Source organism: Kitasatospora sp. NPDC001132, from assembly GCF_053598415.1.
On sequence record NZ_JBSFKF010000021.1, the window covers coordinates 13,719 to 39,870 of the forward strand.

The 26,152-nt window shown below is 70.3% G+C and carries 23 protein-coding genes and 5 pseudogenes; 8 read left to right on the plus strand and 20 right to left on the minus strand.

Annotation, left to right across the window (positions count from 1 at the left end):
* Positions 1–29: 29 nt before the first annotated feature.
* Complete coding sequence (locus tag ACWDBE_RS25090; protein ID WP_449809121.1) at positions 30–1,298, minus strand: YncE family protein; 1,269 nt, start codon at positions 1,296–1,298, stop codon at positions 30–32.
* A 33-nt stretch (positions 1,299–1,331) separates the two neighbouring features.
* On the opposite strand from ACWDBE_RS25090, the pseudogene ACWDBE_RS25095 reads away from it, so the two are divergent.
* Positions 1,332–2,318: pseudogene (locus ACWDBE_RS25095) on the plus strand (thiopeptide-type bacteriocin biosynthesis protein); the annotation flags it as partial.
* A 21-nt stretch (positions 2,319–2,339) separates the two neighbouring features.
* Here ACWDBE_RS25095 and ACWDBE_RS25100 read toward each other — a convergent pair.
* Positions 2,340–2,546: pseudogene (locus ACWDBE_RS25100) on the minus strand (ATP-binding protein); the annotation flags it as partial.
* Positions 2,547–2,689: 143 nt separating this feature from the next.
* Positions 2,690–3,307: pseudogene (locus tag ACWDBE_RS25105) on the minus strand (ISL3 family transposase); the annotation flags it as partial.
* 32 nt (positions 3,308–3,339) lie between these two features.
* Here ACWDBE_RS25105 and ACWDBE_RS25110 point away from each other — a divergent pair.
* The gene (locus ACWDBE_RS25110; RefSeq protein ID WP_449809223.1) at positions 3,340–3,564 is read left to right on the plus strand and encodes a hypothetical protein; all 225 of its coding nucleotides are present in this window, start codon (positions 3,340–3,342) and stop codon (positions 3,562–3,564) included.
* Positions 3,565–3,580: 16 nt separating this feature from the next.
* On the opposite strand, the gene ACWDBE_RS25115 is transcribed toward ACWDBE_RS25110, so the two are convergent.
* A complete protein-coding gene (locus ACWDBE_RS25115) occupies positions 3,581–3,763 on the minus strand; it encodes a hypothetical protein (protein WP_449809224.1) in 183 nt (60 codons plus the stop codon).
* 16 nt (positions 3,764–3,779) lie between these two features.
* A pseudogene (gene istA, locus ACWDBE_RS25120) lies at positions 3,780–5,291 on the minus strand (IS21 family transposase); the annotation flags it as partial.
* Between the two features lie 320 nt (positions 5,292–5,611).
* Between istA and ACWDBE_RS25125 the strand changes: the two are divergent.
* Positions 5,612–5,743: pseudogene (locus tag ACWDBE_RS25125) on the plus strand (transposase); the annotation flags it as partial.
* A gap of 87 nt (positions 5,744–5,830) precedes the next feature.
* On the opposite strand, the gene ACWDBE_RS25130 reads toward ACWDBE_RS25125, so the two are convergent.
* Complete coding sequence (locus ACWDBE_RS25130) at positions 5,831–6,082, minus strand: hypothetical protein (RefSeq protein ID WP_449809122.1); 252 nt, start codon at positions 6,080–6,082, stop codon at positions 5,831–5,833.
* A gap of 497 nt (positions 6,083–6,579) precedes the next feature.
* Between ACWDBE_RS25130 and ACWDBE_RS25135 the strand changes: the two genes are divergently transcribed.
* Together ACWDBE_RS25135 and ACWDBE_RS25140 are read left to right on the plus strand one after the other, a co-directional pair.
* Positions 6,580–6,885, plus strand: coding sequence for a hypothetical protein (locus ACWDBE_RS25135; protein WP_449809123.1), 306 nt, complete (start codon positions 6,580–6,582; stop codon positions 6,883–6,885).
* Between the two features lie 33 nt (positions 6,886–6,918).
* Positions 6,919–7,194, plus strand: coding sequence for a Tn3 family transposase (locus ACWDBE_RS25140; RefSeq protein WP_449809124.1), 276 nt, complete (start codon positions 6,919–6,921; stop codon positions 7,192–7,194).
* Between the two features lie 191 nt (positions 7,195–7,385).
* Here ACWDBE_RS25140 and ACWDBE_RS25145 read toward each other — a convergent pair whose 3' ends face one another.
* The 5 genes from ACWDBE_RS25145 to ACWDBE_RS25165 all read right to left on the minus strand — a co-directional run bounded on the left by ACWDBE_RS25145 (position 7,386) and on the right by ACWDBE_RS25165 (position 12,085).
* A complete protein-coding gene (locus ACWDBE_RS25145; RefSeq protein ID WP_449809125.1) occupies positions 7,386–8,276 on the minus strand; it encodes a bile acid:sodium symporter family protein in 891 nt (296 codons plus the stop codon).
* A gap of 17 nt (positions 8,277–8,293) precedes the next feature.
* Complete coding sequence (locus tag ACWDBE_RS25150) at positions 8,294–9,628, minus strand: Dyp-type peroxidase (RefSeq protein ID WP_449809126.1); 1,335 nt, start codon at positions 9,626–9,628, stop codon at positions 8,294–8,296.
* A 20-nt stretch (positions 9,629–9,648) separates the two neighbouring features.
* Complete coding sequence (locus tag ACWDBE_RS25155) at positions 9,649–10,659, minus strand: hypothetical protein (RefSeq protein WP_449809127.1); 1,011 nt, start codon at positions 10,657–10,659, stop codon at positions 9,649–9,651.
* A 16-nt stretch (positions 10,660–10,675) separates the two neighbouring features.
* Positions 10,676–11,209 carry a hypothetical protein gene (locus tag ACWDBE_RS25160; RefSeq protein WP_449809128.1) on the minus strand — a complete coding sequence of 178 codons (534 nt, stop codon included), beginning with the start codon at positions 11,207–11,209 and terminating at the stop codon, positions 10,676–10,678.
* 720 nt (positions 11,210–11,929) lie between these two features.
* Positions 11,930–12,085 carry a hypothetical protein gene (locus ACWDBE_RS25165; RefSeq protein ID WP_449809129.1) on the minus strand — a complete coding sequence of 52 codons (156 nt, stop codon included), beginning with the start codon at positions 12,083–12,085 and terminating at the stop codon, positions 11,930–11,932.
* A gap of 274 nt (positions 12,086–12,359) precedes the next feature.
* Here ACWDBE_RS25165 and ACWDBE_RS25170 point away from each other — a divergent pair, with 274 nt between their 5' ends.
* On the plus strand, positions 12,360–13,535 hold the full coding sequence (locus tag ACWDBE_RS25170; protein WP_449809130.1) for a glutathione-independent formaldehyde dehydrogenase: 1,176 nt from the start codon (positions 12,360–12,362) through the stop codon (positions 13,533–13,535).
* Between the two features lie 44 nt (positions 13,536–13,579).
* On the opposite strand, the gene ACWDBE_RS25175 is transcribed toward ACWDBE_RS25170, so the two are convergent.
* Both ACWDBE_RS25175 and ACWDBE_RS25180 read right to left on the minus strand, forming a co-directional pair.
* The gene (locus ACWDBE_RS25175; protein WP_449809217.1) at positions 13,580–13,852 is read right to left on the minus strand and encodes an ATP-binding protein; all 273 of its coding nucleotides are present in this window, start codon (positions 13,850–13,852) and stop codon (positions 13,580–13,582) included.
* Positions 13,853–13,981: 129 nt separating this feature from the next.
* Positions 13,982–14,287, minus strand: a complete 306-nt coding sequence (locus ACWDBE_RS25180) for a Mu transposase domain-containing protein (protein WP_449809131.1) — start codon at positions 14,285–14,287, stop codon at positions 13,982–13,984.
* 191 nt (positions 14,288–14,478) lie between these two features.
* Between ACWDBE_RS25180 and ACWDBE_RS25185 the strand changes: the two genes are divergently transcribed.
* Positions 14,479–15,405 (plus strand): NADP-dependent oxidoreductase, encoded by a 927-nt coding sequence (locus ACWDBE_RS25185; RefSeq protein WP_449809132.1) that lies wholly within the window; start codon positions 14,479–14,481, stop codon positions 15,403–15,405.
* A gap of 408 nt (positions 15,406–15,813) precedes the next feature.
* On the opposite strand, the gene ACWDBE_RS25190 is transcribed toward ACWDBE_RS25185, so the two are convergent.
* Positions 15,814–16,158 carry a hypothetical protein gene (locus ACWDBE_RS25190; protein WP_449809133.1) on the minus strand — a complete coding sequence of 115 codons (345 nt, stop codon included), beginning with the start codon at positions 16,156–16,158 and terminating at the stop codon, positions 15,814–15,816.
* A gap of 723 nt (positions 16,159–16,881) precedes the next feature.
* Here ACWDBE_RS25190 and ACWDBE_RS25195 point away from each other — a divergent pair.
* The gene (locus tag ACWDBE_RS25195; RefSeq protein WP_449809134.1) at positions 16,882–18,441 is read left to right on the plus strand and encodes a thiol-activated cytolysin family protein; all 1,560 of its coding nucleotides are present in this window, start codon (positions 16,882–16,884) and stop codon (positions 18,439–18,441) included.
* An 858-nt stretch (positions 18,442–19,299) separates the two neighbouring features.
* On the opposite strand, the gene ACWDBE_RS25200 is transcribed toward ACWDBE_RS25195, so the two are convergent.
* The 6 genes from ACWDBE_RS25200 to ACWDBE_RS25225 form a co-directional block, all read right to left on the minus strand.
* Entirely contained in the window at positions 19,300–19,524 is a 225-nt protein-coding gene (locus tag ACWDBE_RS25200) for a hypothetical protein (RefSeq protein ID WP_449809135.1), read from the minus strand.
* Between the two features lie 375 nt (positions 19,525–19,899).
* Entirely contained in the window at positions 19,900–20,139 is a 240-nt protein-coding gene (locus ACWDBE_RS25205; RefSeq protein WP_449809136.1) for a hypothetical protein, read from the minus strand.
* Between the two features lie 84 nt (positions 20,140–20,223).
* Positions 20,224–24,558, minus strand: coding sequence for an nSTAND1 domain-containing NTPase (locus tag ACWDBE_RS25210; protein ID WP_449809137.1), 4,335 nt, complete (start codon positions 24,556–24,558; stop codon positions 20,224–20,226).
* A complete protein-coding gene (locus ACWDBE_RS25215; RefSeq protein ID WP_449809138.1) occupies positions 24,555–24,890 on the minus strand; it encodes a CU044_2847 family protein in 336 nt (111 codons plus the stop codon). Before ACWDBE_RS25215 ends, ACWDBE_RS25210 begins: the two co-directional genes overlap by 4 nt.
* Positions 24,891–25,162: 272 nt before the next feature.
* The gene (locus ACWDBE_RS25220) at positions 25,163–25,519 is read right to left on the minus strand and encodes a hypothetical protein (protein WP_449809139.1); all 357 of its coding nucleotides are present in this window, start codon (positions 25,517–25,519) and stop codon (positions 25,163–25,165) included.
* A complete protein-coding gene (locus ACWDBE_RS25225; protein WP_449809140.1) occupies positions 25,516–26,085 on the minus strand; it encodes a DUF6232 family protein in 570 nt (189 codons plus the stop codon). Before ACWDBE_RS25225 ends, ACWDBE_RS25220 begins: the two co-directional genes overlap by 4 nt.
* Positions 26,086–26,152 lie beyond the last annotated feature (67 nt).

Consider the following 26,152-nt stretch of genomic DNA (forward strand, 5'->3'; position numbering starts at 1 on the left):
GACCGACGCTCCGCCACGGGCTCGGCGCGCTACGGCCTCGTGGGGCCGGTCCAGCCGGCGGGGACGTGGCCAAGGCGGACACGCTGGGGGTGGCGGCCGACGGCGACCGAGGCGGTCTTGCGCCCGGTCGCGAAGTCGATGGCGGTGACCTGGTCCGCGCCGCTCTCCGAGATCAGGCAGGACTTGCCGTCCCCGCTCACCGTCGCCCAGTACGGTTTGGACGCGGGCACCAGCGGCCCCTCCTGGAGGGTGGCGCGGTCGACCACCGTCGCGTAGTCGTCCACGGTGCCCGCGACGCAGATCCGGTCGCCCGACGGGCTCATCGACAGGCCGTGGTGGCGGGAGTCGTTGGGCCAGGTGGTGCGGTCGGTACTGGCGGCCGGGTCGACCGGGAGGGTCTTCACCCGGGTGATCCGGTCGGCGGCCACGTCGTACTCCAGGAATCCGTTGAAGAAGGACACCTGGAAGTAGAGCCGGGTGCCGTCCGGGGAGAAGACGGCGGGCCGGACGGCGTTGGAGAGGCCGCCGAGGCCGGCGTCGTCGAGGCGCTTGCGCATGTCGATCTCGCGGATCGGGGTGAGGGTGGCTGCATCGACGACGGTGATGTGCCGGTCGCCTTTCGTCCAGTCCAGCCAGGGCGCGTCCAGGGCGGTTTCGACGTTGCCGATGGACATGTTCCACAGCTGCCGGCCGCCGTTGGTGAAGATGTTCTCGTGCGGCTTGTCCCCGGTGTGGAACGAGCCGAGTTCGGCGCCGGTACGGACGTCCAGGACGTGCACGGTGTTGGCGGTGGAGGCGGAGACCGCCACCCGGGTGCCATCGGGCGAGAGCGCCATGTGGTCGGCGCGGTAACCCGCCACGGGGAAGCGCCAGTTGACCCGCCCGGTGGCGAGGTCGAGGGAGACCACGTCGGCGAAGCTGGGCCGGGAGACGACAACCGCGGTGCCGTCCGGCGTGCTGTACATGTCGTCGACGAACTGGTCGTGGCCCTCACCAGGGCCGAGCCTGATGCCGAGGAAGTAGCCGAGCTTGACGGGGTTGAGGTAGATCTCGGCGAGCCGCTGGTCCTTGTCGGGGATGACGTCGATCCGTCCGACCTTACTGAGGGCGCCGGAGGATTCGATCACGTCGGCGGTGCCGTCCCAGTTGTTGCCGACGAACATCACCTCCCGTAGCGCCGGGATGGCTCCGGGGGCGGCGCTGCTGGTGGCGGCGGCCGGGGCGAGCAGGCCGAGCGCGACCGCGAGGGTGCGGAGGGATCGGACGCCGAGTCGGCGCCGGGAACCTGTCCTGGACATCGTCGCTCCTTCGTGGGGGTGGCACGACGGGTTGTGAGACGGCCTGTCAGCTTGCGCCATTCGACGGTAGGGAGGGGGCCGGTCCGCTGGCAAGACGTCGGCGGCGGACGCGTTCGCGGCGGGGCCGTCCGCCCGCCGCCGCCGGCCGGTCCGCCGGTCTCCCGCCCACCGTACGGAAACCGTGAAACCCCCTTGAGGTTTGAGGGGGGCCTGGGCAGGCCGCGCAGGTCCAGGGACTCCAGTGCCTGGTCCGCGTCCGCGTCCAGCAGCCACCGCCCGTGCCCCGCGCCCGTCGCCCCGGCCGACCGCCTCCGGCCCCCGGGCAGCGAGTGGACCTACCTCAAGCTCTACGGCGACCGGCAGGAGGAGGACGCCCTGCTCGCCGGCGCCGTCCGCGACCTCGTCGCCGACCTGGCGCACCACAGTGACCGCCGTTTCTTCCTCCGTTACGCCGACCCCGACCCCCACCTGCGGCTGCGCCTGCGCGGCGACCTCGCCCTGCTCGTCCCGGCCCTCGGCGACTGGGCCGCAGGCCTCCTCGCCGACGGGCACCTGACCCGGTTCGGTTTCGACGTCTACGACCGCGAGGTCGAACGCTACGGCGGCCTCACCGGCATGGACGCCACCGAGGAGCTCTACACAGCCGACAGCCACGCCGTCCTCGATCTGCTGGCCCTGCGCCACACCGGCCGGCCGCCGCTTGACGACACCGCGCTCGCCCTGCTCAGCATCGACGACCTACCGGCGGGCGTCGGCCTGGACGAACGGGCCCGGCTGCGCCTCTACCGCCGCCGGGCCCGCCACGCCCACCTCGCCGGTGCCGAATTTCGCGCGCGCAAGGCCGAGTTCTGCGCACTGCTGAGCGCCCCGCCGCCACCGCCCGTCGCCGACGTCCTCGCCGAACGCCGCCGTATCCTGGCCCCCGCCGCCGCCCGGCTCACCGACCTACACCGGCGCGCACTGCTCGGCCGCCCGCTCCTCGACCTCTGCGACAGCTACGTCCACCTACACTGCAACCGCCTCCTGGACCCGAGCTCCGCCGCGGTCGACGGTGGCGGTGGCCAGGGTCTTGGGCATGATCTCGTCGAATCCCGAGGGATGAAGGTTGCTCGAAACCGCGATCGAGCGCCGCTCGTAGGCGGCATCGACCAGCCGGTAGAAGCCCTCGGCGGCGTCCTCAGAGACCGGCAGTAGGCCGATATCGTCAACGATGATCGAATCGGATCGGATGATCCGGGCCAGTGCCCTTCGCGGGTGCGGTCCGCATAACGGTGGGCGCCCCGGTCCGCCTTCGCTGTCGTGGTGATCTTCTCCAGTTCGGCGAGGGCTGCCGCGGATTCCTCGGGGGTGGGGACGTGGGCGGGTTCGCGCAGTTGGGTGGAGTGTCGGGTGACGCAGCGTTCCACGGCTTCGGTGAGGTTGTGGAACAGGTGCCAGCGGTCTGCGACTTGGACCGCGTTCGGTGCGCCGAGGCGGGCGCCTTCGGCGTAGCCGGTGGCGCGGTCGCGGCAGATGACCTCGACTCCGGGGTGCTCGGTCAGCCAGCGGGCCAGGGTGGCGGCCTCTCGGTCGGGCAGCAGGTCGACGGGACGGCGGGTCTCGATGTCGATCAGCACGGTCCCGTAGACGTGTCCTTTGCGCAGGGCGAAGTCGTCAACTCCGAGTACCCGTGGCGTGGTTGCCTGCGGGTCGGGCATCGCGCGGATCAGTCGCAACAGGGTTGAGCGGCTGACCTTCGAGCTGATCACATCAGACAGGCGGGCACCGGCTCGGCCGGCCAGCATCAGCGCCACCGCCTGCAGGATCGTGTGCAGCCGCAGGCTCCGCCGCCCGTGGCGGAAGGTGAGGCCGTTGACCTGCTCAACGAATGTCGCTCGGGGACACGACATCGTGGAACAGCGGAAGCGCCGGACCTGCAGCTCCACGACCATCCGTCGGCCACCGATTGCCGAGTCGGCCAACCGGCGCTCATGCGGCTGTGGACCCGACGTGATCTGGCACCGCAGCATCCAGGCCGTTCACGGCGGTGATCATTACGCACGTGATGCCGTCCCGGCTGGAGAGCATCGAAAGTGATCACAAGTCATTGGTGTCATTCGTGAACGGGATCGGTTCTGATCTTGGGGCGGTGGTGGCGGGGTTGAGTCTGCCGTTCAGTTCGGGTGCGGTGGAGGGGCAGGTGAACCGGATCAAGATGCTGAAGCGACAGATGTTCGGCCGGGCGGGCCTGGATCTCCTGCGCAAGCGTGTGCTCCTCGCCGCGTGACCGGCACCCGGCCCGGTCACTGCTGGTGACGGGTGGTCAGATCAGCACGGAAAGTGATCCAGAACCCGTTTTGAGCCGTCGCCGACATGTCCGTCAACGAGCGTCGGATGTGCGGGAGTTTGAGGCGGCGGGTGAGCTCTATGGCCTCGGCGAGCGGGTCGCCGTTGGTGCCGGGAACGGTGCGGAGAGGGGCGGCCATCAGGGCAGATCGCTTTCGTCGAACTCGGGGATGTCGGTGGGGGTGCGGCCGAAGGAGGACCAGGCACCGGTGCCGGGCTGCAGGGAGTGGTCCTCGCTGCGGCGGGTCGGCTCGGTGTGCTCGTGGACGGCCTGGTAGTCGAGGATGGACAGCAAGTCCGCGTCGGCGAACCGGCCGGTGACCGTGGCGGTGCCAAGAGCCCGGTCGACATCCGGTGCGGAGTGCAGCTTCGCCAGGGCGACGGCCTCGGCCATCTTCGTCTTGATCCTGCGGACGCCGGCGGCTGCGGTTTCGACCAGCCAGGATGCCGCCCCAGGGCCGAGGGCTAGGAACGCGGCCTCCTCCGTGCTGGTCGCGCGCGGGGTCCGGTCCGCGGTCTTGTCCTCGCGGGGCGGGTAGTGGGCGTCGTCCAGGACCGGGGAGCCGGGCTGTCCGCGCAGGTGGCGGACGACCTCGCGGGCCGGCCCGTGCTCGTCGACGGCGGTCACGATCAGCTCGTCGCCGTGGAAGCGGCCCCAGACCCGGGTGTCGATCAGCTGGTGCGGGACCGAGTAGCGGACCGCTTCGACGGAGATCGTCGAGTCCCAGGCGACCCGGCGGGTGGTGCCGAACGCCGCGGTGAACGGGCTCTTCGGCAGCGGGTGCAGCCGCTGCTGTTCCTCGGCCAGCCGCTCGGCGGGCTTGCGCCGGGTTGCCTTGTGGACGCGGGAGTTGACCTCCTCGCCGAACTGGCGGCAGGCTGCCTCCAGCTCGCCGAAGGTCTGGTAGTGCTCGCGCAGGTTGACGTCCTTCGGCACGAGATCGGCTTTCGCGATCTTCACCGTGGACTCCGAGCCGCCCTTGCTCTCCGGGTCTGCGGGAACGCAGGTGCGTATGGTCGTGCCGTAGTGGCGGGCGACCTCGACGACATCAGGGTTGCGGATCGCGATTCCGGCGATGTGGCCGGTCGTGACCGTCTTCTCGTTGTCGGTCAGCACGTAGGCCGGGATGCCGCCGATCCTGCGGAAGGTGGTGTCCAGGCAGGCGGTCACCGTCGGGAGGGTCTTGTCCCAGATCGGGATGACGACGCGGAAGCGGGACCAGGCCAGCCACGCGCAGAACAGCGTGGTCTTGCGGCCCTTGATCACCGGGCCCTCGCCGAAATCATATTGGAGCCAGAGCCCAGGCTCGGTCACCCACGGCCGGTAGACCCTCCGCCGACCGGACCTGAACTGGGCTTTCGCCTCGGCGACGGTGCGGCGGGTGGTGCGTTCCCGCCGGTGAAGCCCATCGCGGTGATCCTCTTGTGGACCACGTCCGCGCGGATCTTGCCCTGGGAGCGGACCACCAGCTCCTCGATCTTCGGCAGGTAGTCGTCGATCTGCCGGGTCCGGTGCCGGCGCCGGTCCGGTTGCTGGCCGGCGGCCCGCATCTTCACGTATCGGGCAACGGTGTGGTGGTCGCATCCGGCCAGCTCGGCCGCGGCGCGGTAACTCCCGGTGAGGTCGTAAGCCTCCAGGATCTCCATGATCTCCTCGCTGTTCTTCACCCGCTCCAGCGTCGCCGAGCGGGACTACAAGGGACGAGCGGGGAGAAATATCTGGCCGTACCCGGGGAAACCCGTGGCCACAGAATGCGTCGTATATGGCCGCACTCGGGGAGCTTACGAAGACGGCCGTCAGCTCAAGGAGGTCCTCGCCCGAGTCCCAGTGCTGGCCACCACCGCCGAGCACGTCAGGGCCTTCGCCGAGCTGATGAACGACCGCCGCGGGCGAGAGCTCAAGGACTGGATCACACGCGTCCAGCAGGACCACGTCCCGGGCCCTTCGCAGCTTCGCCACCGGTCTCCTGCAGGACCTCGATGCGGTCGTCGCCGGCCTGACCTTGAGCTACAGCTCCGGCGCGGTCGAGGGCCACAACAACAAGATCAAAATGCTGAAGCGGCAGATGTTCGGACGTGCCAACTTCGACCTCCTGCGCAAGCGCGTCCTCCACACCTGAAACCGCTGGTCGTGGTGCGCGGAGGGTCACGGATCGGAGCTGGACGGTGATGGCGCCGAGCACGACGGCCCAGGATGGGGGCTCCGGTCAGCGCTGGCCGAGTCCTCGGCTGTCGAGATAGTCGACCAGCGCGGCCTCCTTCCGGAGCAACTGGTCGCGGTCATCGGCAGGCAGCGAGGCAAGGGCGTCGACCAGGACGCGCTTGCGAGGAACGTAGACCATGTTGCCCGAGTAGATCCGGCACCCCGAGCACCAGGCAAGCCCGATGCAACGCTCGAAACTGGAGGACTCCGGCGGATGGAAGCGGTACTGGTAGGAGCGGACAGGTTCATGGCACACGACGCAGATCCAGCGGTCACCGTCGCGGACGGACCAGCCGTTTCCCCTCTTGCGCCAGGACTTCCGTCCGGCCGGTGCTCTTCAAGTTGCCATGCGCTGATTCTGCCTTGGGGTGGCGTTCAAGGGACAACCGATTGCTCTGGCTGTCCATGAGGCGTCACAGCAGTCACGACCGTTCATGATCGCGGTTCCGGTGACGCTCTGTGGCTCTGGCACGGAAAGTTATCCAGAACCACGGTCAACCGCCCGCCGACAGCACGATGTTCAGGGGAACGGAAGTCGCGGGCAGGTGCGGCGCGGCATAGTGCGGGGGTGACCGCGATTCCCGCCCGTCTGGACCTGCCCACGCGCCGACGTCGCCATGCCCGGCTGATCGCCGCTCTGACCACCACGGTCGGGGCCTGCGCCGCGGCGGCGCAGGCGCTGTACCAGCCGGTCGCGGACGCCCCGCCCGGGCAGGAGGCGGTCGTGGTGGATCCCCTGCCGGTCGTCTACCCGTGCCGCTGCCGCCCGCGGAACAGAGCGCGGTCATCGACCTGGCGGGCGCCGGCGGCGAGGTCGCCGAGCTGTGGCGCGGCGATCCGGCGAAGGATGTCGCCCTGGTGCGTGAGCTGGTGGCGTGCGGGGAGTTCGCGGCGGCCGAGATCCTGGACGCGGCGGTTGACGCGGCGATCGGTGCCGGGCTGTTGGCGCTGGCTGACGCGGGCACGGCGTCCGACCCGAGCCTGATGGCCGAGCAGTGCCTGGAAGCCGTCCCGTACTTGGTGCTCGCGGTGGCCCTGGCATCCGCCGACCTCGACTGACCGGCCAGCCGGGCAACGCAAAGCGATAGAGCGGTGCTGCGCACGGGCTGTCTGGACGCGGTCACCTCCGTCTCCGGCGGCGGCAGCCTCTCGGCGGAGGTTCTGGCCGAGCGCCTGCTGTCGGTGATCTACGCCTACGGCACGAACACGGGGATCAGGGCGGTCGCCTCCGGCGGCCACGGTCACACCGAGGACGAACTGCGCTACGTACGCCGTCGCTATCTCTCGGCGGAGGCAGCCCGCGCCATTGCCGTGAACATCGCGAACGCCATTTTCGCTGCCCGCAGCAAACGTCCGGCCCTACGGTGAGGTGAACCTCGACATGGACACCCGCCTCAACCTCGCCGCGGCCACCGTTCCGGGGCCGCGGGCTGCGGACCACGAGGCCGCGCGATCCACCGAGGACGCATGAACCTGCTCGGCTGCTGACGTTTGACGGTGGACGCCCGCGCTCGACCGGGCATCGCAGCCGACGTGGGCCTTGTCGAGTGGCTGCTGCTTCACCCTGAGCTCCTGCCAGGGGCGGCGTCTGGGGCCTTCCTGTGCCTGCTGAGCCAAGTGGCGATGAGGAGGGCTGCCGCGAGGCCGCTGAGGAGGATCGCGGCGAGTGCGCCCAGAACATCGGGCTGGTCGGCGAAGGCGAGACCGATGGCGGCCAGGGCGGGGCCGGCGTTGCGCACCGAGGCGACGCCTCCCATGGTGGTGCGGCGCATCATCGGGCCGGTGGCCAGCAGGGTTCCCACGGCGAAGGCGAAGACGGCGAGCAGGAAGCCGGCGAGCAGGGCGAGTGAGCCGAAGAGGTCGGCGACGTCATGCCAGCTGCCGAGCAGCATGCCCGCCAGCACCACCAGGAACGTGATGTTGGAGACGGCGGCTGCCGTGGGGTGCCATACCTGTGCCGTGGGTCCGGCGTAGCGGCGCAGGAGCAGGCCGATGGCGAACGGGACGAGTTGCAGCAGCGCCACCGTCCGCACCAGCGCGCCGACGTCGAGGGAGACCTTGGTGCCAATGTCGGCGGCGGTGAGGATGGCGCTCGCGGTGGGGGCAAAGGTGAGGCTGCCGAGGGAGGCCAGCAGCACCTGCATCGCCGCGCCCGCGACGACGTCCCCCTGCTGCACCGTCGCCAGCTTCGCCCCGAAGGGGCCGCCCGGGGACGAGGCGACCAGGACGAGGGCGATGAAGGCGGCCGAGGGAAGACCGAACAGTGCACCGATGCCCCAGCCGAGCAGCGGGATGACCACCATGTTGGCGATCAGCGCCAGCAACAGCAGCCGAACGTCGGCGAAGACACCGCGCAGTGCCGGGATGGTGGCTCGCAGGCCGGCGGCGAACATGGTGGCCGCGATGAAGATGACGGTGACCGCGTTGAGGACGAGATGCAGAGTGTCCATGGCGCCTGTCCGCCCGGTCAGTCGTGGAGTTCCCCGAGCCAGCGCAGGGCGCTCAGGCTCGGCAGGAAGCAGTACTCGCCCCCGCGGGTGACGACGAACCGGGGCAGCGGAGCCAGGCGGCGCCGCACCGGCCGCCGGGGGATGGTGTAGCCGGTCTCCCCTTCCGCGGCGCCGACGACGGGGTCTTTCGTGTTGCCGGCCCCGAAGAAGACGCCGTCGTTCATCCACTGCGACTGGACGAACTCGAACTGCCGGCCCACGTGGGCGCCGATGAACGCGAACATCAGACCGCGGTCCGCTCCGTCGTCCTCCAGCGCCCCCTCCGGCAGTGGCGGTCCGTAGACGGCGCCGCGCCGGATCATGCGGTGCAGCCGTACCTCCCCGGCCACTGAGGCGTCGCGCGGGTTGGCCCGGCGGATGTGGCAGCTACCGGGCGTGGTGAATCCCGCCGGGTCGTCCTGCTCGTACAGGAAGGTGTTGCGACGGTGGGGGGCGGTGCCGAGGGTGGGGTCGTCGTGCTGCGGGGCGAGCGCGAGAGGGGCTCCGCTGCGCCAGCGGCCCATGATCTTCGCGGCGATCAGCTCCTCGTCCTCGGGGCCGGTGGAGTTGTCCCTCAGATAGCGCCTGAACGCGGCGACGTCCTGGTGGAGTTTACGGAAGACCGCATAGCTGCCGTTGCGCCCGAGCACGGCCGGCTGAGGCGTCTGGACACCGCCGAGCTCATCGGGGTAGCCGAGGACGAACTCGCCGCTCTTCAGAGGTGCTTCCAGCGTGTTGGACCCTGGGATGCCGCTGCCTTCGATGGCCGGATGGCTGACGCCGTCGAGGTAGCCGAAGTGTTCCTTCTCGGTGGGCAGTGCGTAGCAGTCCTGCCTCCAGATGGCCGTCACGCCGGGCAGGAGCTCGTAGGCGGGACGGGCGCGGTCGAGGGCCGCCTCGAGGCGAGGGGGGTCGGGTGCGATCGCCGTGATCACCACATGGACGTCGCGCGTACCGAGCGGTGCCTCCCAGCGCTGTGGGCTGCTGGCGCCCTCGTCGCGCAGTGCCCGTGCGCGGGCCGCCATGCCCTGCCGGAACTCCCATGCGAACGACTCCAGCGAGGAGCGCGGCACCCCGAGGGTCTCCAGGCCCCAGTAGGTGACGGCGACACTGACCCAGGTGTCCCCCAGGGGGCTGGAGGTGTCGGCGGCGGAGGTCGCCGCCGCGCTCGCCCGCCGCATCAGCTCCCGGCCATGGGCGCGGCCGTCGATGCGGAAGGCCAGGTACGTCGCCGCGTACGGGGTGGGGCGTGGACTGAGGATCCCGCGCTGGATGTCGTCGAGTTCGAGTGTGACGTGGGTGGGTGCGCTCACGTCGGCCTCCCTGCGCATCGCTACGTAACGAGGTTGCGCCAGAAGTTCCGAAGGCTGTCGTCGGCGCCGAAGAGCGTGCTGAAGATCGTGGAGTCGGCCAGCAGAACGTCTGCCGCGCGGTCGCCGTCGGGGGGCATCCGCAGGAACATGTTGAACTCGGTGTTCCCGTCGTCGGTGAACGGATGGGGCCGTGAGGTGTCGATCGGCTGCCGGGCCAGCACGTGGATGGCGTTGGGATCATCACTGGTCACTGCGTAGTGCGGCAGGTGCGGGTGGAGGTTGAAGTTCGTGACCCCGTTCAGCCATCCCTTCTCGTCCAGGTCCGGGACGGTCGACAAAGGGGCGATCCGGTTGTCCTGACCGGTGGCGGGACGCAGCCCGTACCGGTTGATGACCGGCACGCCTAGGCCCTTCATTAGATCTCGGACGTAGGTGGCGAACCGCTGCTGGCGCGGCACCAGGGGATCGCCGTGGTGGCGGTACTCCACCTCCCGCACGGACAGGTCGTCCGACGCGCCGACGTCGTGGTGGGGGCCCAGGACCAGGCGGGCGTTGTCCCGGGCGAGGAAGGCCTGCAGCGCCTCGATCTCCCCCGGCTCGGCTTCCTGTCCGGTGATCATGTGATCCAGCCCGAAGACGAACAGGACGTCCGTGTCGTCGAGCACCCGCTCATCGAGCGGGGTGTGGAATCCGGCCTGGTCGATGCGCTGGTAGACCGGGACGGGATGCCCGGTGACCTCCTCGACGAAGTCCTGGAACGGCACCCAGGCCCAGAAGAACAGCTCCAGCGACCCTGCGATGCCCTGCTGGAACCGATAGGGGTCCGACCACTTCGGGTCCTCGTAGGCCGGCCACGCCACCCGGCGAACCTCCGTCAGGGTGGAGAACCGGTTGTCCAGCTCGGCCGTGTTCCGGCCCGCCTCGGCCGGATAGCTCCACGACACGTAGACGCTCACACGCCGCCCCGCAGGCGTGTACTTCCTTGGAACGTGCCGCTGGTTGTAGACCCGCGCTGTTCTGGTCTCGTTCATCGCCCAGTTCCCAGCCTCACTGCATCTGGTCGAGCATCTCCGACAGAGCGTTCTTGATCCGCAACGCCTTCTTGATCTCGTCCGCCGTCACGTACGGATACTCTCCGTACTCGATGAAGCTCGGGCAGTGGTGCTCACGGACGAACCTGACGAACGCCTCCGGGTTGGTCCGCCAGTCCTCCGGAAACCCCTCCAGATGCTCGAACGCAGTGCTCACACCCGCCTTCGAGAACAGCGCGACGGCGTCCTCGGTGTACTTGTCGAAGTCGGTGTCGAAGATCCCCTGGTACATGAAGCGGGTGTCGTCGTCGAAGAGGACCCAGCGCAGGTAGTGGAGCTTCAGCGGTGCGAGGAGGTACGGATCCTGTTCCAGTGCTTCCGCCAGCGCGGAGCCGTACTGGCGCATCGCATCGGCGTGGCCGGGCTTGACGGGCGCGACGATGGTGAACCCGTAGCACGCCGGAGTCCTGGGGAAAACGGGCCCGTACTTCCCCTGTTCGAGATGATCCGTCTCCTTGGGGAGGACGACAGCCTGAGGCTTGATCTCCATGTCCGCTCCTCCAGCCAACCAACGGGCCGGGACGATCCCATCTTCCCTCCCCACCACTGGGCGCGCCTGCCGAGCAGGAGAAGCGCACGTGGATCCGCTCCCCGCCATCCCCGGGCCGTGATGTCAGCGGGGCGCGATGCGGTAGTTCGACGGTGCAGCCACCTTCGCCCGAGCCCCCGGCCGATGGGTCACTCACCGCGGTCGAAGTCATCAGGTTGTGGGAGCCCGGGCTCCCGCTGTCGTTGCGGACGTCCCCATCGATGATCGAGAGCGCACCCTGCGCCGGCTTCTGCTCCAGTATCGCGAGGATCAGGGAGTCGAGGACGAGTCCGGTGGCCGGCAGGCGCAACCCGGGGTTGCGGCGCTGGGCCTCGCGCAGCGGTCCGGGCGCGAGGACGAGCTGATGGGGGGTGTCGTTCGCGTCGAGCAGGACGGGCAGCCGCTCCAAGAGCCAGTCGGCGCCCTCACCCCACGCGGTGGCGACGACCTCGCCGTCGGGTTGCTGCCGCTGCCGCGGCGAGCTGGAGCTGGGCCTGAGCGGCGGTCGGTCGGCGGGTGGGATCGCGCTCCAGCAGTGACATGATCGGTGCGGTCAGCACACCTGCGCGGCGCGGTTCGGGCACGGGGTCGGTGGGGATCGCGGCGAGGGTGCTCTGGGGGTGCTGCCTGCGGTAGAGGTGGAGTCCTTACGACCGTCTCGTACAGGAGCACGCCGAGGGCTCACAGGTCGGCGGGCGGGCCGGGGCGCTGGCCGGCGGCGCGTTCGGGGGAGAGGCAGGGGACGGAGCCGACCACGACGCCCGTTTGGGTCAGGTCGGTGCCGCCGTCGATCCAGCCGGGTCGTAGCGGCCCAGCAGCAGGCTGGTCGGTGCCCATCGTCCCAGTGACGGCGCCGACCAGCGCCTCTGTGGTGACGCGGACCTACTGGTGAAGATGCAGTATCTCAAGCCTGCGCAAGACCAGACTCGGAGATCCGTCCTTGGTCGGTGGCCGCCCAGGGACAAAAAATCGGCTGATCGGTCGGCGAAGGGTTGTTTCGCGTCGGAGGCCGATGGGGACCCGCACGCTATGCGGGCGGATCGGCCGAAGCTCCGCCTGGCGGGCCGGCGGGCCCGGACCCGCAGCGAACTCCGAGAGTCGGGCAATCATCATGAAAGCAGCGGTATATGAAGGACCGCGAACGGTCACAGTGAAGGACGTACCGGACGCGAAGATCGAACACCCCTGCGACATCATCGTCAAGATCACCACCACCAACATCTGCGGTTCGGACCTGCACATGTACGAGGGCCGCACCTCGTTCGAGTCCGGCCGCACCCTGGGGCACGAGAACATGGGGCAGGTGGTGGAGGTCGGCCCGGCTGTCCGCAAGGTGCAGGTCGGCGAGTATGTGGTCCTGCCCTTCAACATCGCCTGCGGCTTCTGCAAGCAGTGCGAGCAGGGTCTGACCAACTACTGCCTGACGATGCAGCCGGAACCGGCCCTCGCGGGAGCCGCCTACGGATTCGCCGAGATGGGCCCCTACCAGGGCGGCCAGGCGGAACTGCTGCGCGTGCCCTACGGCGACTTCAACGCGCTGCGTCTGGGCGAGGACGCCGCCGAGCGGCAGACCGACTACGTGATGCTCGCCGACATCTTCCCGACCGGCTATCACGCCACCGAGATGGCCCACGTCAAACCGGGCGACCAGACCATCGTCTTCGGGGCCGGTCCCGTCGGGCTTATGGCGACTTACTCCGCCCTCCTCAGGGGCGCCGGCCGCGTCTGGACGGCCGACCACCAGCCCGACCGGCTGCGCAAGGCGGAGGAGATCGGGGCCATCCCGATCAACACCGCCGAGCAGAACCCGGCGGAGGTCGTCAAGGAGGCCACCCTTGGCCTTGGCGCCGACAACGGCTGCGAATGCGTTGGCTACCAGGCCCACGACCCTCAGGGACACGAGGACGCCAGCCTCACGCTCAACGGACTGATCGACTCGGTCAGGTTCACGGGCTACATCGGGGTGGTGGGTGTCTTCTTGCCCCAGGATCCCGGCGGCATGGAGGCTCAGGGTGAGCTGGAGGCCCAGGGCAAGGTTCCGATCGACTTCGGGATGATGTGGTTCAAGGGTCAGCACATGGGGACCGGGCAGGCTCCGGTGAAGAGGTACAACCGGGCGCTGCGGGACCTGATCGTCGGCGGGAAGGCGAAGCCGAGCTTCGTGGTCTCCCACGAGCTCAGCCTGGATGAGGCCCCCACCGCCTACGAGCACTTCGATGCCCGGGACGAGGGCTGGACCAAGGTGGTCCTGCATCCCAACGGACACGGCAACGGCCACAAGCGGTGATGGATTCAGGGCCGCTGGCTCGCCGCCTGCTCGGCGCCTGCTCTTCAGGACCGGCCGGCCGACAAGTGGCGTCCGGCCCCGGCTTCGACTGAGGGCTGGACGGCCGTCGTCACCTGCGGTCCTGTCATGGCGAACGCGACCCGGTGTCCGGCCTGGCAGGCCCGGATCGCCAGCCCGGTCGCGATGTGCGTCTTGCCCGTGCCCTGCGGCCCGAGGAAGATCGCGTTCTCCTTGGCCGCGATGAAGTCCAGCGTTCCCAGGTGGGCGAGTTGCTGGCGCGTCATTCCGCGCGGATGGGCGAGGTCGAGTTCCTCGATCGTCTGGCTTTCATCGCGCGGGCGAGGAAGGCCAGGTCGGCGACGGCCTGCCGGGTGGTGCGGGCGGCGGGGACGTCGGCTTTAGCGGCGTCAGTGGTGGTGTTCGGGGGTGGGGAGCGGTGCGCGGCATCACGTGTCCTCCTTTCCGGCGCCGCCCTCGATTAGGGTGAACATGCGGTCGTAGATGCCCAGTTCGCGTTGCTCGACCTCGATGCCGAGGCTGTCCGGGGCCAGCATCGCGGCCCGGGTGATGGCTGCGCGGGCGGCCTGCTGGTGGATTACCTCGCCGCGCATGTGGTCGGGATCGGTCAGGCTCTGGTGCCTGGCGCAGCAACGCGGATGGCGGGCCACGATCTCGTCGCCGCAGGTGACGGTGACTTCCGCCCGCTGTCCTGCCAGACCAACTCGGCCATCCCCGGATCCAGCAGCGCCCACGCGACCTCCACCACCTCCGGGACGTCCCGCACCAGCGCCCGCCACCGCCAGAAATCCCCGCTCGCGTCCCGCCCGCCAGGGCAGCCGAGCGGGCCACACCCTCTCGTCCGGCCACTCCAACGCCAGATCCCACCATCGGCACACCACCGCCCACGCCACACCGAACACCGTTTCAGGCCCCACCCCCGACCTTGCGGCGCGGAGGCCCCGAGCAGCTGGTCTACGAGAGTGCGCCGCGTCCCGAGCCGGGGCCCGGCGAGGTCGTCGTCGCGGTCCGGGCCGCCTCCATCACCGCGGGAGAGCTTGCCTGGGACGCCACCTGGACCGACAGCTTCGACGGTGCCGGGCGGGACCGGACGCCCGTCATTCCCGCGCACGAGGTGTCGGGCGTCGTGGTCGAGCACGGGGCCGGTGTCACGGCTCCGGCGTTGGGCGTCGAGGTGTACGGACTGATTCCGTTCCTGCGGGACGGGGCCGCCGCCGAGTACGTCGGCATGCCGGCCGGGATCCTCGCCGCCAAGCCGGCCCGACTGGACCACCGCAGCGCGGCGGCCGTCCCGCTGGCGGCGCTCACAGCATGGCAGGCCCTAGCCGACCACGCCCACCTGGAGCCCGGCCAGCACGTCCTCGTCCACGGCGGCGCCGGAGGCGTCGGGTCGTTCGCCGTACAGATCGCGGCCGCGCTGGTTGCAAGGGTCACCGCGACCGCCTCGGCCCGCGACGCCGAATTCGTCGCCGGCCTCGGCGCCCAGGACGTCATCGACTACGCGGGCGGCCGGTTCGAGGACCAGGCGGCCGACGTCGACGTCGTGCTCGACACGGTCGGCGGCGACACCCAGACCCGGTCCTGGGCTGTGCTGCGCCCGGGCGGCGTCCTGGTCAGCATCGTCGCGCCGCCCGACCCCAGCGCGGCCCGGGACCCCGCCGCACATGGCGTGTTCTTCGTCGTCGAGCCGGACCCTTCCGGCCTCGATGTCATCAGCGAGTTGATCACGAGCGGACGGCTGCGCCCGCAGGTCGACTGGGGCGTTCCCCTCTCGCAGACCCGCGCCGCGTACGAGGCGCTGGAGAAGGAACACCGGCGCAGCAAGGTCGTTATCCATGTCGCGGACGGATAGTCGACCCGCAGCTTGGGCCGGGGCCGGCGGGCATCGTCGGCAAGATGCGCGAACGCCCCCACGGCCGCGGCTACAAGCCCGGCGAGCGCTGGGCGGCCCTGGAACGGCCGAGCAGCCGCCCGCCCCCACCCCCGAGCCGGACGCCGGGCCGGTGCCAGCCCAGCGGTCGGCGGCTGCCGCGGCCGAACAGGCTGAGCAGGCCCGCCGGGCGGCCTGCACCGACCCCGAGCGCCGCTTCGACTTCCCCGACCTCCTCGACGACCTGGAGCCCACCTTCGGCCCCGGCTGGGAACTCGGCTCCTGGCTCACCCCCGACGCGAAGGATGTCCTCCAGCTGCGCCTCGACAGCACACCGATCGGATGGACCGCGCCCCTGCCCGACGCCGTGGGGAACCCGCTGACCCGGCCTCACCAGGGCGCGGGACCGCCGTGGTGGTGCCGGGCTACAGCCTCCAGCAGCGCCTGCCGCGCGCCCCACAGCCGGCCCTGCTCGGCGGCCAGGGCGTCGGCCGCCCACACCGGCAACGGCCGCCCGAGCGCCGCCTCGTTCAGCGCCTTCGCCAGCGCGGTGTCGGCCTGCTTCCAGTCCTCCAGCTGCCGGGGCAGGCCCCGCACGAACACGTCGACGGCCCGGCCCGGGTCCTGCCCGTCCTGGCGGGCCTCCTGGGCCACCTCGCCGAGGACGTCCTCGTCCAGGTCCTTGAACGTCGCCTCCCACCGGCCGGCCACCAGCCGCTGGTGGCCGGCCAGCACGCTCTGCAGCCCGTCGTCGACCGACTCCTGCGACCAAGGAAGCGGGAACCGCGGCGTCCGGCCGACGACGGCGAAGCCCGGCCGACGGTCAGGCCGCCGGTTCCTGCGTGACGTCCGGGCGGGCGGCCTGCGCGGTGGGGCCGGACCAGGTGACATGTCGCAGCGAGCGATGCGGGCCAGCCGTTGCCCTCGGCAACGGCCCGGTCCGCTTCACAGCCCGAGCACACCCAGTGCCCTGGACCTCGAGCGGCGGGCCGCGCAGCGGTTGACGCCGCCCGCCGCGCCCCGGGGAGAAACCGCGGCATCGACCAACGGCGCGGGGCCACCGCGACCAGGCCGATCCGGCCGCGAAGGCGGTCGGCCGCAGGACCCGGTCGACCGCCTAGCAGACCCCCCGTCCCCCGGTGCCCGCCGGTGGCCCGATCGGGCCGGTTGGAGTGCCATGCGGAAAGGCCTTTGGAGTGGCTCCTGGGTGTGGCGGGTGGGGAGGGCGCGCGGCGGCCTGTCGATTCGTATAGAAACTATCTCCGGGTGCGGTGGCCACGCGTGGGAGGCCGTCGAACGCCGACACACTGCCGGACCGTCGAGTGGGAGCAGGCCGTGGAACGTCTTACCGAGAACGATGTCGCAACGGTGAAAAGGGACCTTCCGGCGCCCGCCTGGGCAGTGCCGGACGGGGACGGCCGTTACCGCCTCCAATGGGACGCGGCAGGAGAGCGGCAGGTGCAGGTGGTCCGCCTGGGCGGTGAGGGTCTCGTCGTCGCGGCCCAGGGCCGCGTCACCGACGGGATCATGCTGGAGGCGCCGGACACGGGGGACGGGCAGGACTACCTCGCTCTGGCCTTCGACGACGGGGACGACTTCCCCTCCCGCCAGTCGGTGGTCGGCTTCGGCGACTCGCAGCAGAAGGCCGACATCCGCAAACACCTCGACCAGTGGAAGAAGTGGAGCCAGCTGGTCAAGGAACTCTCCTACAAGAAGGAAAAGGTCGGCGAGCCCCAGTTCGACACCAGTACCGGCCGGCTGCGCACCACTCAGAAGTGGAGGCTGCAGAACACCCCGCAGAACGCGCTTCTGCTCTCGGCGGGCAACTGGTGCTTCCCCGGGGCGATCGTCCAGTCCCGCTCGCTGATCGATCAGGGCATTCTCAAGTCCGCCCAGGTGCAGGATGAGCACCGTGCGCCGCTGGATGTCACGATCAGCAAGCTGGTCGGCGAGTCCAAGACGGTCGACCCGCCCACAATGGGGAAGGTCATGGAGGCGATCGGCCAGATCCTCGGGGACAAGGAGTGTCCTTCGACCGACCCGCACTACAAGCGGATCGAGGCCTACACCGCTACCGAGATCGCCCTGGAGATCGGCGTCTCCGCGAGCTACGGCAAATGTGCCGCCGAGATCAGCACCAGGCTCAAGCGGAAGGAGAAGCACAACAGCGTCGCGGTCTACCTGCGCGAGTACGCATTCGATGCAAAGTGCTCCCTCAGTACACCCGGCGCCCTGTTCAACGACGACTTCACGGAGGAGGAGCTGCGCAAGCTCGTCAACGAGAAGGACATGGGCTACGACAACCCTCCGCTGGTCGTCTCCGCCGTGCACTACGGCCGGATGGTGCTGTTCATCCTCACCTCCACCGCCACCGAGACGGAGATCGGTCTCGCCCTCAACGCCAGCTACCAGGGTTTCGCGAACGTCGACGCCAAGGTCAAGGGCAAGTATCAGGACCTGTTCAAGGCCTCCTCCCTGGAGGTCATCGGCAGGGGCGTGACCGCCGACGTCATGAGCGCCCTGATCCAGGGCGACCACAGGTCCCTGTTCCCCCAGAAGCAGCCGTACGCGTCGTACTCGATCCTCGGCTTCACCGCGCTCACCCTCACAGGAGACCCCTGCTGGATGGGCGAGGAGACGACCTACGACGCCACCACCTGGGGCGGCCAGGTCTGGTCCTTCTCGCCCAAGGGCACGCGCAATTCCGACAGCACGAACCACGACATCAGGATCAAGGCCAACGGGAAGGACGTCTTCTCGACCGAGCCCGGCCAGCCGCACAGCATCGACATGGTCCTCGACGAGAACGGCGAAACGCAGCCACTTCACATCACCGAGATCGCCATCCGCGTCCAGATCCAGGACAAGTGGATGGACCTTCCCTTCTCCCTGCGCAGGGTCGACTGGCGGCTGGACCCCAAGCAACTGGGCTGGTTCAAGGACGGCGGAAAGTACTTCTCCGACGACTACCCCCGCAGGGAAGTCGGGTCCCTGATCTATGAAGTCAGACGAAGCTGACCGGCAACTGGGGGAGTGGGCGCCGACGCTTTTTCTGCATGGGTCTGGCGTTGTCGCGGTACGAGCGGACGGGGAGTGTGCTGTCGGCGGATGATCCCCGGCTGTCCGCGGCCCACTGACGGCCGACGGCTGCCCGCAGCCGTCGGCAGCGGCGGGCACCCGGTGCCGTGAACGGCGGTCGCGGGAGGATGCGAAGAAGTACGGCTGACATGGCGTCCGGGGCGGGGCAGGAGGGGAGGACCGGCCTTGTGCTCGACGACCTTGTGAGGTTGACCGTGTCGATGATGCTGCTGCTGGTTCCGCTCGCGCTCGCGATGGTCCTCGCCGCGACCGCTCCCTCATCTGCCCACCACAGTCGACGTCGGCGGCCTGCCATGGGCCGGGCCGGGAAGGATGTCCACCGGCCGCGGCATGCCCGGGCCCGTTGCTGAACACGCGGCCGCCCCGAGCCTCTTGTGCCTGCCGTTAGCGGGTGGCCGGGCGTCGTTCCTGCCCGGCGGGGTGTCGGCCGTGCCGTCGTGACCGCCTGGGGACCCGGGCCGGTCGGGGCCTGCGGCACGCGGAGCCAGCGACAGCGAGAAGACGCTCGGTCGCCGAGCCCGCCGTCGCGGTCGCCCCGGCGCTGACCCGTCCCGACGCCGTCGTCGAGCAGCCCGCCGCGGCCGCGCCCGTCGCTGCTGCGCAGGTCGTCCCGACAGCTTCGGTCGGGTCCGGGGCACTCGAGGGCGTCCCGAGCCCGGCCGGGTGGGGGTGTTGTGCGTCAGGTGACGTCGAGGGTGGTGGAGGGGGAGGTCTGGCTGCCGATGGAGGACTGGAGGGTGGAGCCCACAGGAGGGGAGGTGCTGGCGCTGACGTACATCATTGAGGTCGCACCGTGGTGGGGATGCGCAGGTCGACGTTGGTGAAGGTGAACGTCGGTCCGTCCGGGGAGAGGGTTCCCATGTAGGCGGGCGCAGGCTGGGTGCCGGTGTAGACGGTGAGTTGGTGGTCGGGGAGGTTGGCCCGCCCGTAGCGCAGGCCCCGTCCGGCGGGAGGGTCACGGTCACGGTTACGGGGGCGATGGCTGTGGTGGCTTCGACCCACACTCCGGGGCATCCGGCTGTTTCGCCCTGGACCAGTTCGACGTTGCCTGGTCCGCCCGGTGTCACCGTTAACTCGGCCCATTGCGCTCTGATGTGCCGCCGCCTCCGCCCGGCCCGACGTCCCCGTTGCGGGTTCCGGTGGCTCCGCCTCCGCCGCCGGCTACGACCAGGGCGCTGGCCGGCATGGACGACGAGGCGCTGCTGCGGGGCCGGGCTGTTCTGTCACCTGCTGCTCGGGGGCCGGTTTTGGCTGAGGTGGGTGAGGAGGTCTGGCGAAGAGCCGCCATCCCGGGCGTCGCCCGGGTGTCGCGCTGCCCGGTCCGTGACCGCGGCGTTCGGCTCGTCCCGCGGTCGCCCGGCGGGCCGGTGCAGCCGGCTACGGCGCGGGTTCGGTGGCGCCGGGGGGACGGACGTCGCTGTTGTAGAGGATCTTGGTGACGGCGGAGAGGCCCTTGCTGACGTCGGTGTCGGGGAGCCGGTAGGTGTTGTAGATGCCGTAGCCCTGTTCCTTGGTCTGCTTGGCCAGGTCCGCCGCGGTGGACCAGCCGCCGACCTCCTGCCGCTGAGCTGCACAGACGCCCTCATCTACTGAGCAACACAGCCCAATTAGCCCCAAAGAAGCCGCGCGAACGTCGCGCTGCGCCCGTGCTGGGCGTGCCGGGGCTCGATCGGCGGGGAGGACGGCTCGCTGCTGGCGGCGTCACCGCCTGACGGCGTCGCATGGTGGCCCGCCCGGCGTCCCCGCGGGTAGGAGTGCTCGCTCGGCCGGAGTGAAGTCCCGTGCCACGGCCGCGCACAGGGAGCGGGCCATCTCGTCCGGGCGCAGGTCCAGGTCCTGGAACCAGCCGTCGCCCGCGACGAGCAGACGGTTGTCGACCACCAGGACCGCGAGCTGGTGCGACAGCGGCATGGTCGCGGTCAGGGTGCCGGCCGGGGCCTCCCAGAATTGTAGTGCGTTTAGGTTGTAGGTGATCAGCCTGCCTCCGGGGCCTAAAGCGAGCGGGACGTTCTGGTCCGCGGCGGCCGAGGTGATCGGCCGCTCCTTGAGCGTGCCGGACTCCACGTCCCAATGCCGTGTGGTGTGGTCCGGATGGCTGGTGAAGAGTTCCTTGCCGTCCGGAGTGAAGAGCAGGTGCCGCCGCGCCCCTGCCGAGGTGCCGACGCTCCCAAGCTCGCCCACGGCCAGCGTCCGGATGCGGGAACCGGTCCGGATGTTCCACAGCTCCACGATGCCGCCGGCCCGGGCGGAACCGGTGACCACAGCGATCTCGTCACGGTGCTCGGGTCGCGCCCGGAGCTGGCCGTAACTGGCGAAACGGTCAGCGGCCCGCGCGGTGGTCTTGCGCTCCACCTGGATGGGTGGCGCGATCCGCCGCCCGGTGGCCGCGTCCATCAGCAGGAGCCTGCCGTCCGTGGTGAGGACGGCCATCTCACTGCCTTGCAGGGCCTCGACGGCCTCCACGCCCTTCTTGCGGGCGGGCGCATCACCGTCCTCCCAGTGGAGGTCGACCCGCCGGCCGGCAGGGTCGTCGGCCGCGAACGCCGCAAGCGTGCCGCCGGGCTGTTCCAGTAGGATCCACTGGGAGTCCGCCGACCAGAACGGTTCGGGGTGCTCCCAAGTCTTCTCGAGCCGGTAGGTGACGGACTTCCTAGCGTTGGTGGCCGTGTCGGCGACGGTCAGGGTGGTGTCCCCGGCCTCCGCGAGCCACTTGCCGCTGGGGGCCAGCGCGCCACGGGTTTCGGTGTCGTTGCGTGGTAGTCGGCTCGCACCGTCGACCGGCATGGCCACCGCGGTCAGCAGGGTGTCGTCGGTCGGGAGCAGGAACGAGAGCGTGGCGTCGGGCCGGGATACCACCGCCAGAGTGCGCCGCAGATCGAAACTGTCATCCGTGGTCGCGGGGAGCCGGCTCCGGTAGACCCGGCCCGTGCGTACCTCGGTGGCGGATATCTCCCGGTAGCCCGCCTGCTTGTTGTCCTGGGCCAGGATGACGAATCCGTCCGTCAGATCGGGGGAGTCGAGCCCGAAAGGCAGGGTGGTGACCTGGTCTGCTCCGGCGCGTGTGGAGAACGCCTGGGCGGGGCCCTCGGTGCCGTCGGTCACGACGATCCACTCGCCGTTGGCGGCGAGTGAGGTGACGCCCTTGGGCGAGGCTTCGAAGGTGCGGACGTCCTGGCCGGAGGCGATGTCACGGACCACCGCCGGTTCGCCGGTGAACGGCCGGCCTTCAAGAACGATGCGGTCCGCGTCGCCCGCGAACGCCAGGGCGGAGAAGCGTCCGCGCAGGAGGTCCGGAGCCGTCGGGACGGCCCGCCCGTCGGCGGTCTCCCAGACCGAGACCCAGAGCGGCTCGGGCGCGCCGGTGTACTCGGTGGACTCGAACGTCACGTACCTCCGCAGCAGCCGGCGCCCGTCGCTGCTGAAGCTGAGACCGGGGCTCGCCGCGAACTTGGCGTCGGCCTTCGGCAGCTCCTCGAAGATCCGTGGTGGGTCCGTGGTGCGCAGGTCCCAGAGCCGGACGCGGAGCTCCTTGTCGATGGAGGCGAACCACCGGCCGTCCGGGCTCAGCGCGTGGGCGGGTGCGTTCCGGATGTCCGCGGGGACGTCGTTCAGCGGGCGCTGGCGGGGGGTACCGTCGGCCAGCCCCGTCACCACCGTCACCCGGTAGTCGTCCGTGCCCTCGATGGAGAACACCACGGCCGTCCCGCCGTCGGGGGTCACCTTCATGTTCTGGAAGCGACCTGGCCACGGGCCGGGCCGGCTGGCCGAGAGCCGCTGCCCCCGGGTGTACTCGCGCAATAGTGAGTTGTAGGCCTCGGGTGTCCGGCCGGCGTTCCAGGCCGCGAGCGCCAGCTGTAGCGCGACGGCAGGCTGATCCGTCGCATGCTGGTCGGAGGCGGTGGCGAGCAGCCGCGACGCCTGGGTCCGCAATTGCGCCTCGGCCTCCTGGCTGCTGTGCCTGGCCCAGGCGGCCAGCCCCCCGGCCAGGAGGACCAGGGACAGTAGGCAGGCGGTGATCGAGCGCAGTACCCGGACCTCGCGTCTGCGGCGGCGGTGGCTGAGCCCGATGAACCTGGCCTCGTCCGGTGCGATGTCCTCGGGGCGCTCGGCGAGCCAGTCCATGGCCGTGTTCAGGGCCCCTCCGCGGAGGAGCTGACCGGGCTCCCTGCGGTGGTTCTCCCAGCGCTTCAGGGTGGCGCGCAGTTCCTCCTGCCAGATGCGGAAGTCTCTGGAGTTCTCCAGCCACTTCTCCAGCCTGTGCCACAGGGTGATCAGGGCCTCGTGGGCGAGGTCGACGATCTCCTCTCCGCCGGCGGTGCGGCTCGGCACGACGAGTCTGGTGGGGGCGAGCCGGAGGGCGAGGTCCCGCAGGGCCGGGTCGAGGGCGGCGAGCCTGGCGGGGTGCCGGGTGAAGCCGCCGCGCGCGTTCGGCCGGGCGAGCTGGGTGAAGAGCCTTCGCGCGAGGTCCTCCTCACCTTCGCGCAGGAGGGTGCGCATGCACTCCTCGGCGAAGCCCACCAGCGCACCGGCCACGCCCCCGAGTTCGTGGTAGGCCGCGTGTGTGAGGGCCGGTCCGTCCCGGAGGTCCCATAGACGGGTCAGAGCGAACTGGACCAGCGGCATCCGCCCCGGTTCGTCGGCGGCGTCCGCGACGATGCGTTCGGGCAGTCCCGCCTCGAACGAGAGACCGGGCATGCCTGCGACCGGGGCGGTGACGGCCTCCAGGAGCTGTTCCGGGGACAGCTGTGCCAGGTACTGGGTAGCCTCGCTCAGCAGGTCGGCGTTGGCCGAGTCCACTAGGGCGTCCAGGGACTCCGGTCGGGCGGTGGCCACGATCCTGAGCGCCGGGGGCCGCCCAGTACCGACACCGGGTGTGCAGAGGGAGACCAACAGGCGCATCAGCTGGCGGGCCGCTGTGGGATCGGCGGTGACGTACTCCTCCAGCTGATCGACGAACACGACGAGACCGTTCTCACCGACCGTCTCCAGGATCTGCTCGCGCAGCTCGGCCGTCAACTCGTCGAGCCCAGGCCCGGGCTCGTCCAGTCGGCCCGAGAGCAGGTCGGTCAGGTCGGTCACGGCTCGGATCCGCTCGACGGCGGTCTGATTCACCGTCAGCAGGGGGGCGATTGTCTGCGCCACCACCGCGGAGGCGCGGACACCCGGCACGGCGCGCAGTTCCGAGACCGCCACGGCCAGGCGCGTCCGCAGCCGTGGCAGCAGCCCGGCACGGACGAGTGAGGACTTCCCGCAGCCAGAGGGACCGACCACCAGGGTCAGCGGACGTCGTTCGACGGCGGCCAGAATGCGCTCTGCGTCCTCCTGGCGTCCGTGGAACAGGTCCGCCTCCGCCTCGGCGAACGAGGCGAGGCCGGGGAACGGACAGCGTGGTGGGATCAGCTGCTCGTCGAGCAGCGCGCCGGTGGGGATCAGGTAGGCGGTGGTGGAGTCGGTGCCGCGTTGGACGGCGACCGTCATGCCGACCACACCACCCCGGTCCTCGTCCCAGACGGGGGACCCGCTGAAGCCGCGGGCGATGCGCTGACCGGTCGCACCGGTCTCCATCTGCAGCCATCCGGTACCCTGCCGGCTGCGCAGGCTGCCCGACGCCCACACTCCGTCCTCGGCTCCGCGGGGGAAGCCCATGACCCGGAACCGGTGGTCCCAGACCCTGTCGTCGTTCACCAGCGGCACCGGTCGGGTGCTGGGAACGGGCCGCTCCAACCGCAGCAGCGCGACGTCGTCGCGGTCCGCGGCGGCCACCGGGCGCCACACCTCCACCGTGGAGGGGCAGGCAGGCACCGCACCGTTCCCGTCACGCACAAGGGGGAACTCCACGAGCACCGGGGCCGCCGGAGCCTCCTCGGTGGATTCGGACACTCCCAGGGCCAGAGCGACGACGTGGGCGCAGGTACAGACGACGTCGGCGTCGATCAGGAACCCGGCGCCCACCACCTCGCCGGACCGGGAGCGGATGCGGACCAAGCCGTCGGCCAGGGCCTCGTCCCCGGGAGGTGGAGTCTCCGCTAGGCTCAACCCCGGTCCCCGCTGCGGGGCCGCCACTCCACACTAACGGTAAAGTTGGCCTCCGAAGCAGCCTTGGCCACCACCACGCCGGCCTCTGCGGATAACTTGATGCCGAAGTCGACGCGCACTGTGTCCGGGGCGTGGACCATCCCGCCCAGGCCGTCCGCGATGACGTCCAGCGCCGATCGCAGGTGACTCATCGCGTCCTGGAGTGTTTCGGATGTCGCGCGGGCCAGCGACGAGGCCCGTCCCACCCGGTCGAACCCGGAGTCGTCCCCGCCCGAGACTTCCACCCAGATCCCGCTGCCGTCCGCGAGCCGGAGCTCACCCGCATGGGTCATCGCGGTCTCCCCTTCCTCCTCGAACCACTGATGGTAGTCGAACTCCGTTGGCCCGCAGGCTACTTATTCGATTTTCCATCGCGCGACCCGCTGGTTCTGGACCCGACGCCACCGGCAACGGCACCACCCAGTACCTAGACACGGAGGTCGAGGAGGATCTGCGGCACGTCATGGCTCTGCGGGCAGTTTCGGCTCACTGCAAACTACAGCCACACGTATCACCACGGTCTGTAGCTGGTCTTCGGCGACCCGCTCTTCAGGCCGGGCCTGGTCTACTGGCCGCCGAGCAGTCCCAGGACTCGTTGCACCGCCTTGACGACAGGGGTACCGACGGCCCCGAGGGTGGCGGCGATCCCCGCCACCGCCATCAGTGCCCGGTGCCGTTCGCGCGGCACTGCCTGTGGGCCGACGGTGATGGCCGGCAGCGCCTCGTCGATCGACTCCGCGGCCATCGGTGCCACGCCTGCCCGGAGTTCGCGCAGCATGGCGACCAGTTCCTCGACCGCCCGCGTCAGTTCCGTGGTGGTCCGGTCGCCGTCCGCGGCCGGCGCGTGGTGGTGCACGATGCCCTTGTTGTCGGTGCCGCCGTACATGTTCACCACGTCGCCGTGGAAGTGGTCGCCGCTCATTCCGTCACCTTCCCGGTGTTGCCGCTGCCGCCGTACATGTTCACGTTGTCGCCGATGTGGTAGTTCCCGGTGTTGACGGTCACCGACCGGATCTTCAGGGCGACCTCGGTCTCCGGGTTCTCCAGCGCGTGCGAGAGGATCCGGACCGCCTCCGCGAGCCGGGCCCGGTCGGCGGTCCCGATCAGGGCCGTCGCGTTACCCGCCGTGTCCACCGCCGGCACCGGTAGCGCGGGCGAGGTGAGGACGACGAGCATCTCCACGAACCCGTACCCCGCCCAGAGCAGGGCCGCCGTCAGGACCGCTCCCTTGAACATCTCCACGCCCTTCCCGATGTCTGACGGGAGTCCGGCGCCTATCACGGCCAGCAGGGCCAGCGTCAGTGCCTGCACCACCTGCCGCGCGAACCGCCGCAGTGCCTCCTTGCGCTTCGGCAGCAGCACGAAGGCGTAGACCCGCACGATGTTGTGCAGTGGGTAGGTGGCCCCGCCGACCCATAGCAGACGCTTGCTGACCCGCAGGTCGACCGAGGCTGTCAGCACCGCCGACGGTCCGGTCGCGAGCGGCATACCGCCCCGGTCCCCGATCGTCGGAGGCCGAGGCGGCTGCGGCGGCACCTGGCGGGCCGGGTCCCGC

Bases quoted from the DNA above. Each gene is read 5' to 3' on its own strand.
- ACWDBE_RS25165 (WP_449809129.1), bottom strand. From the start codon at position 12,085: ATGGGCACCGACCAGCCTGCTGCTGGGCCGCTACGACCCGGCTGGATC.
- ACWDBE_RS25220 (WP_449809139.1), bottom strand. From the start codon at position 25,519: ATGAGCGGCGACCACTTCCACGGCGACGTGGTGAACATGTACGGCGGC.
- ACWDBE_RS25160 (WP_449809128.1), bottom strand. From the start codon at position 11,209: ATGGAGATCAAGCCTCAGGCTGTCGTCCTCCCCAAGGAGACGGATCAT.
- ACWDBE_RS25225 (WP_449809140.1), bottom strand. From the start codon at position 26,085: ATGCCGCTCGCGACCGGACCGTCGGCGGTGCTGACAGCCTCGGTCGAC.
- ACWDBE_RS25155 (WP_449809127.1), bottom strand. From the start codon at position 10,659: ATGAACGAGACCAGAACAGCGCGGGTCTACAACCAGCGGCACGTTCCA.
- ACWDBE_RS25090 (WP_449809121.1), bottom strand. From the start codon at position 1,298: ATGTCCAGGACAGGTTCCCGGCGCCGACTCGGCGTCCGATCCCTCCGC.
- ACWDBE_RS25115 (WP_449809224.1), bottom strand. From the start codon at position 3,763: ATGGCCGCCCCTCTCCGCACCGTTCCCGGCACCAACGGCGACCCGCTC.
- ACWDBE_RS25170 (WP_449809130.1), top strand. From the start codon at position 12,360: ATGAAAGCAGCGGTATATGAAGGACCGCGAACGGTCACAGTGAAGGAC.
- ACWDBE_RS25145 (WP_449809125.1), bottom strand. From the start codon at position 8,276: ATGGACACTCTGCATCTCGTCCTCAACGCGGTCACCGTCATCTTCATC.
- ACWDBE_RS25215 (WP_449809138.1), bottom strand. From the start codon at position 24,890: ATGACCCATGCGGGTGAGCTCCGGCTCGCGGACGGCAGCGGGATCTGG.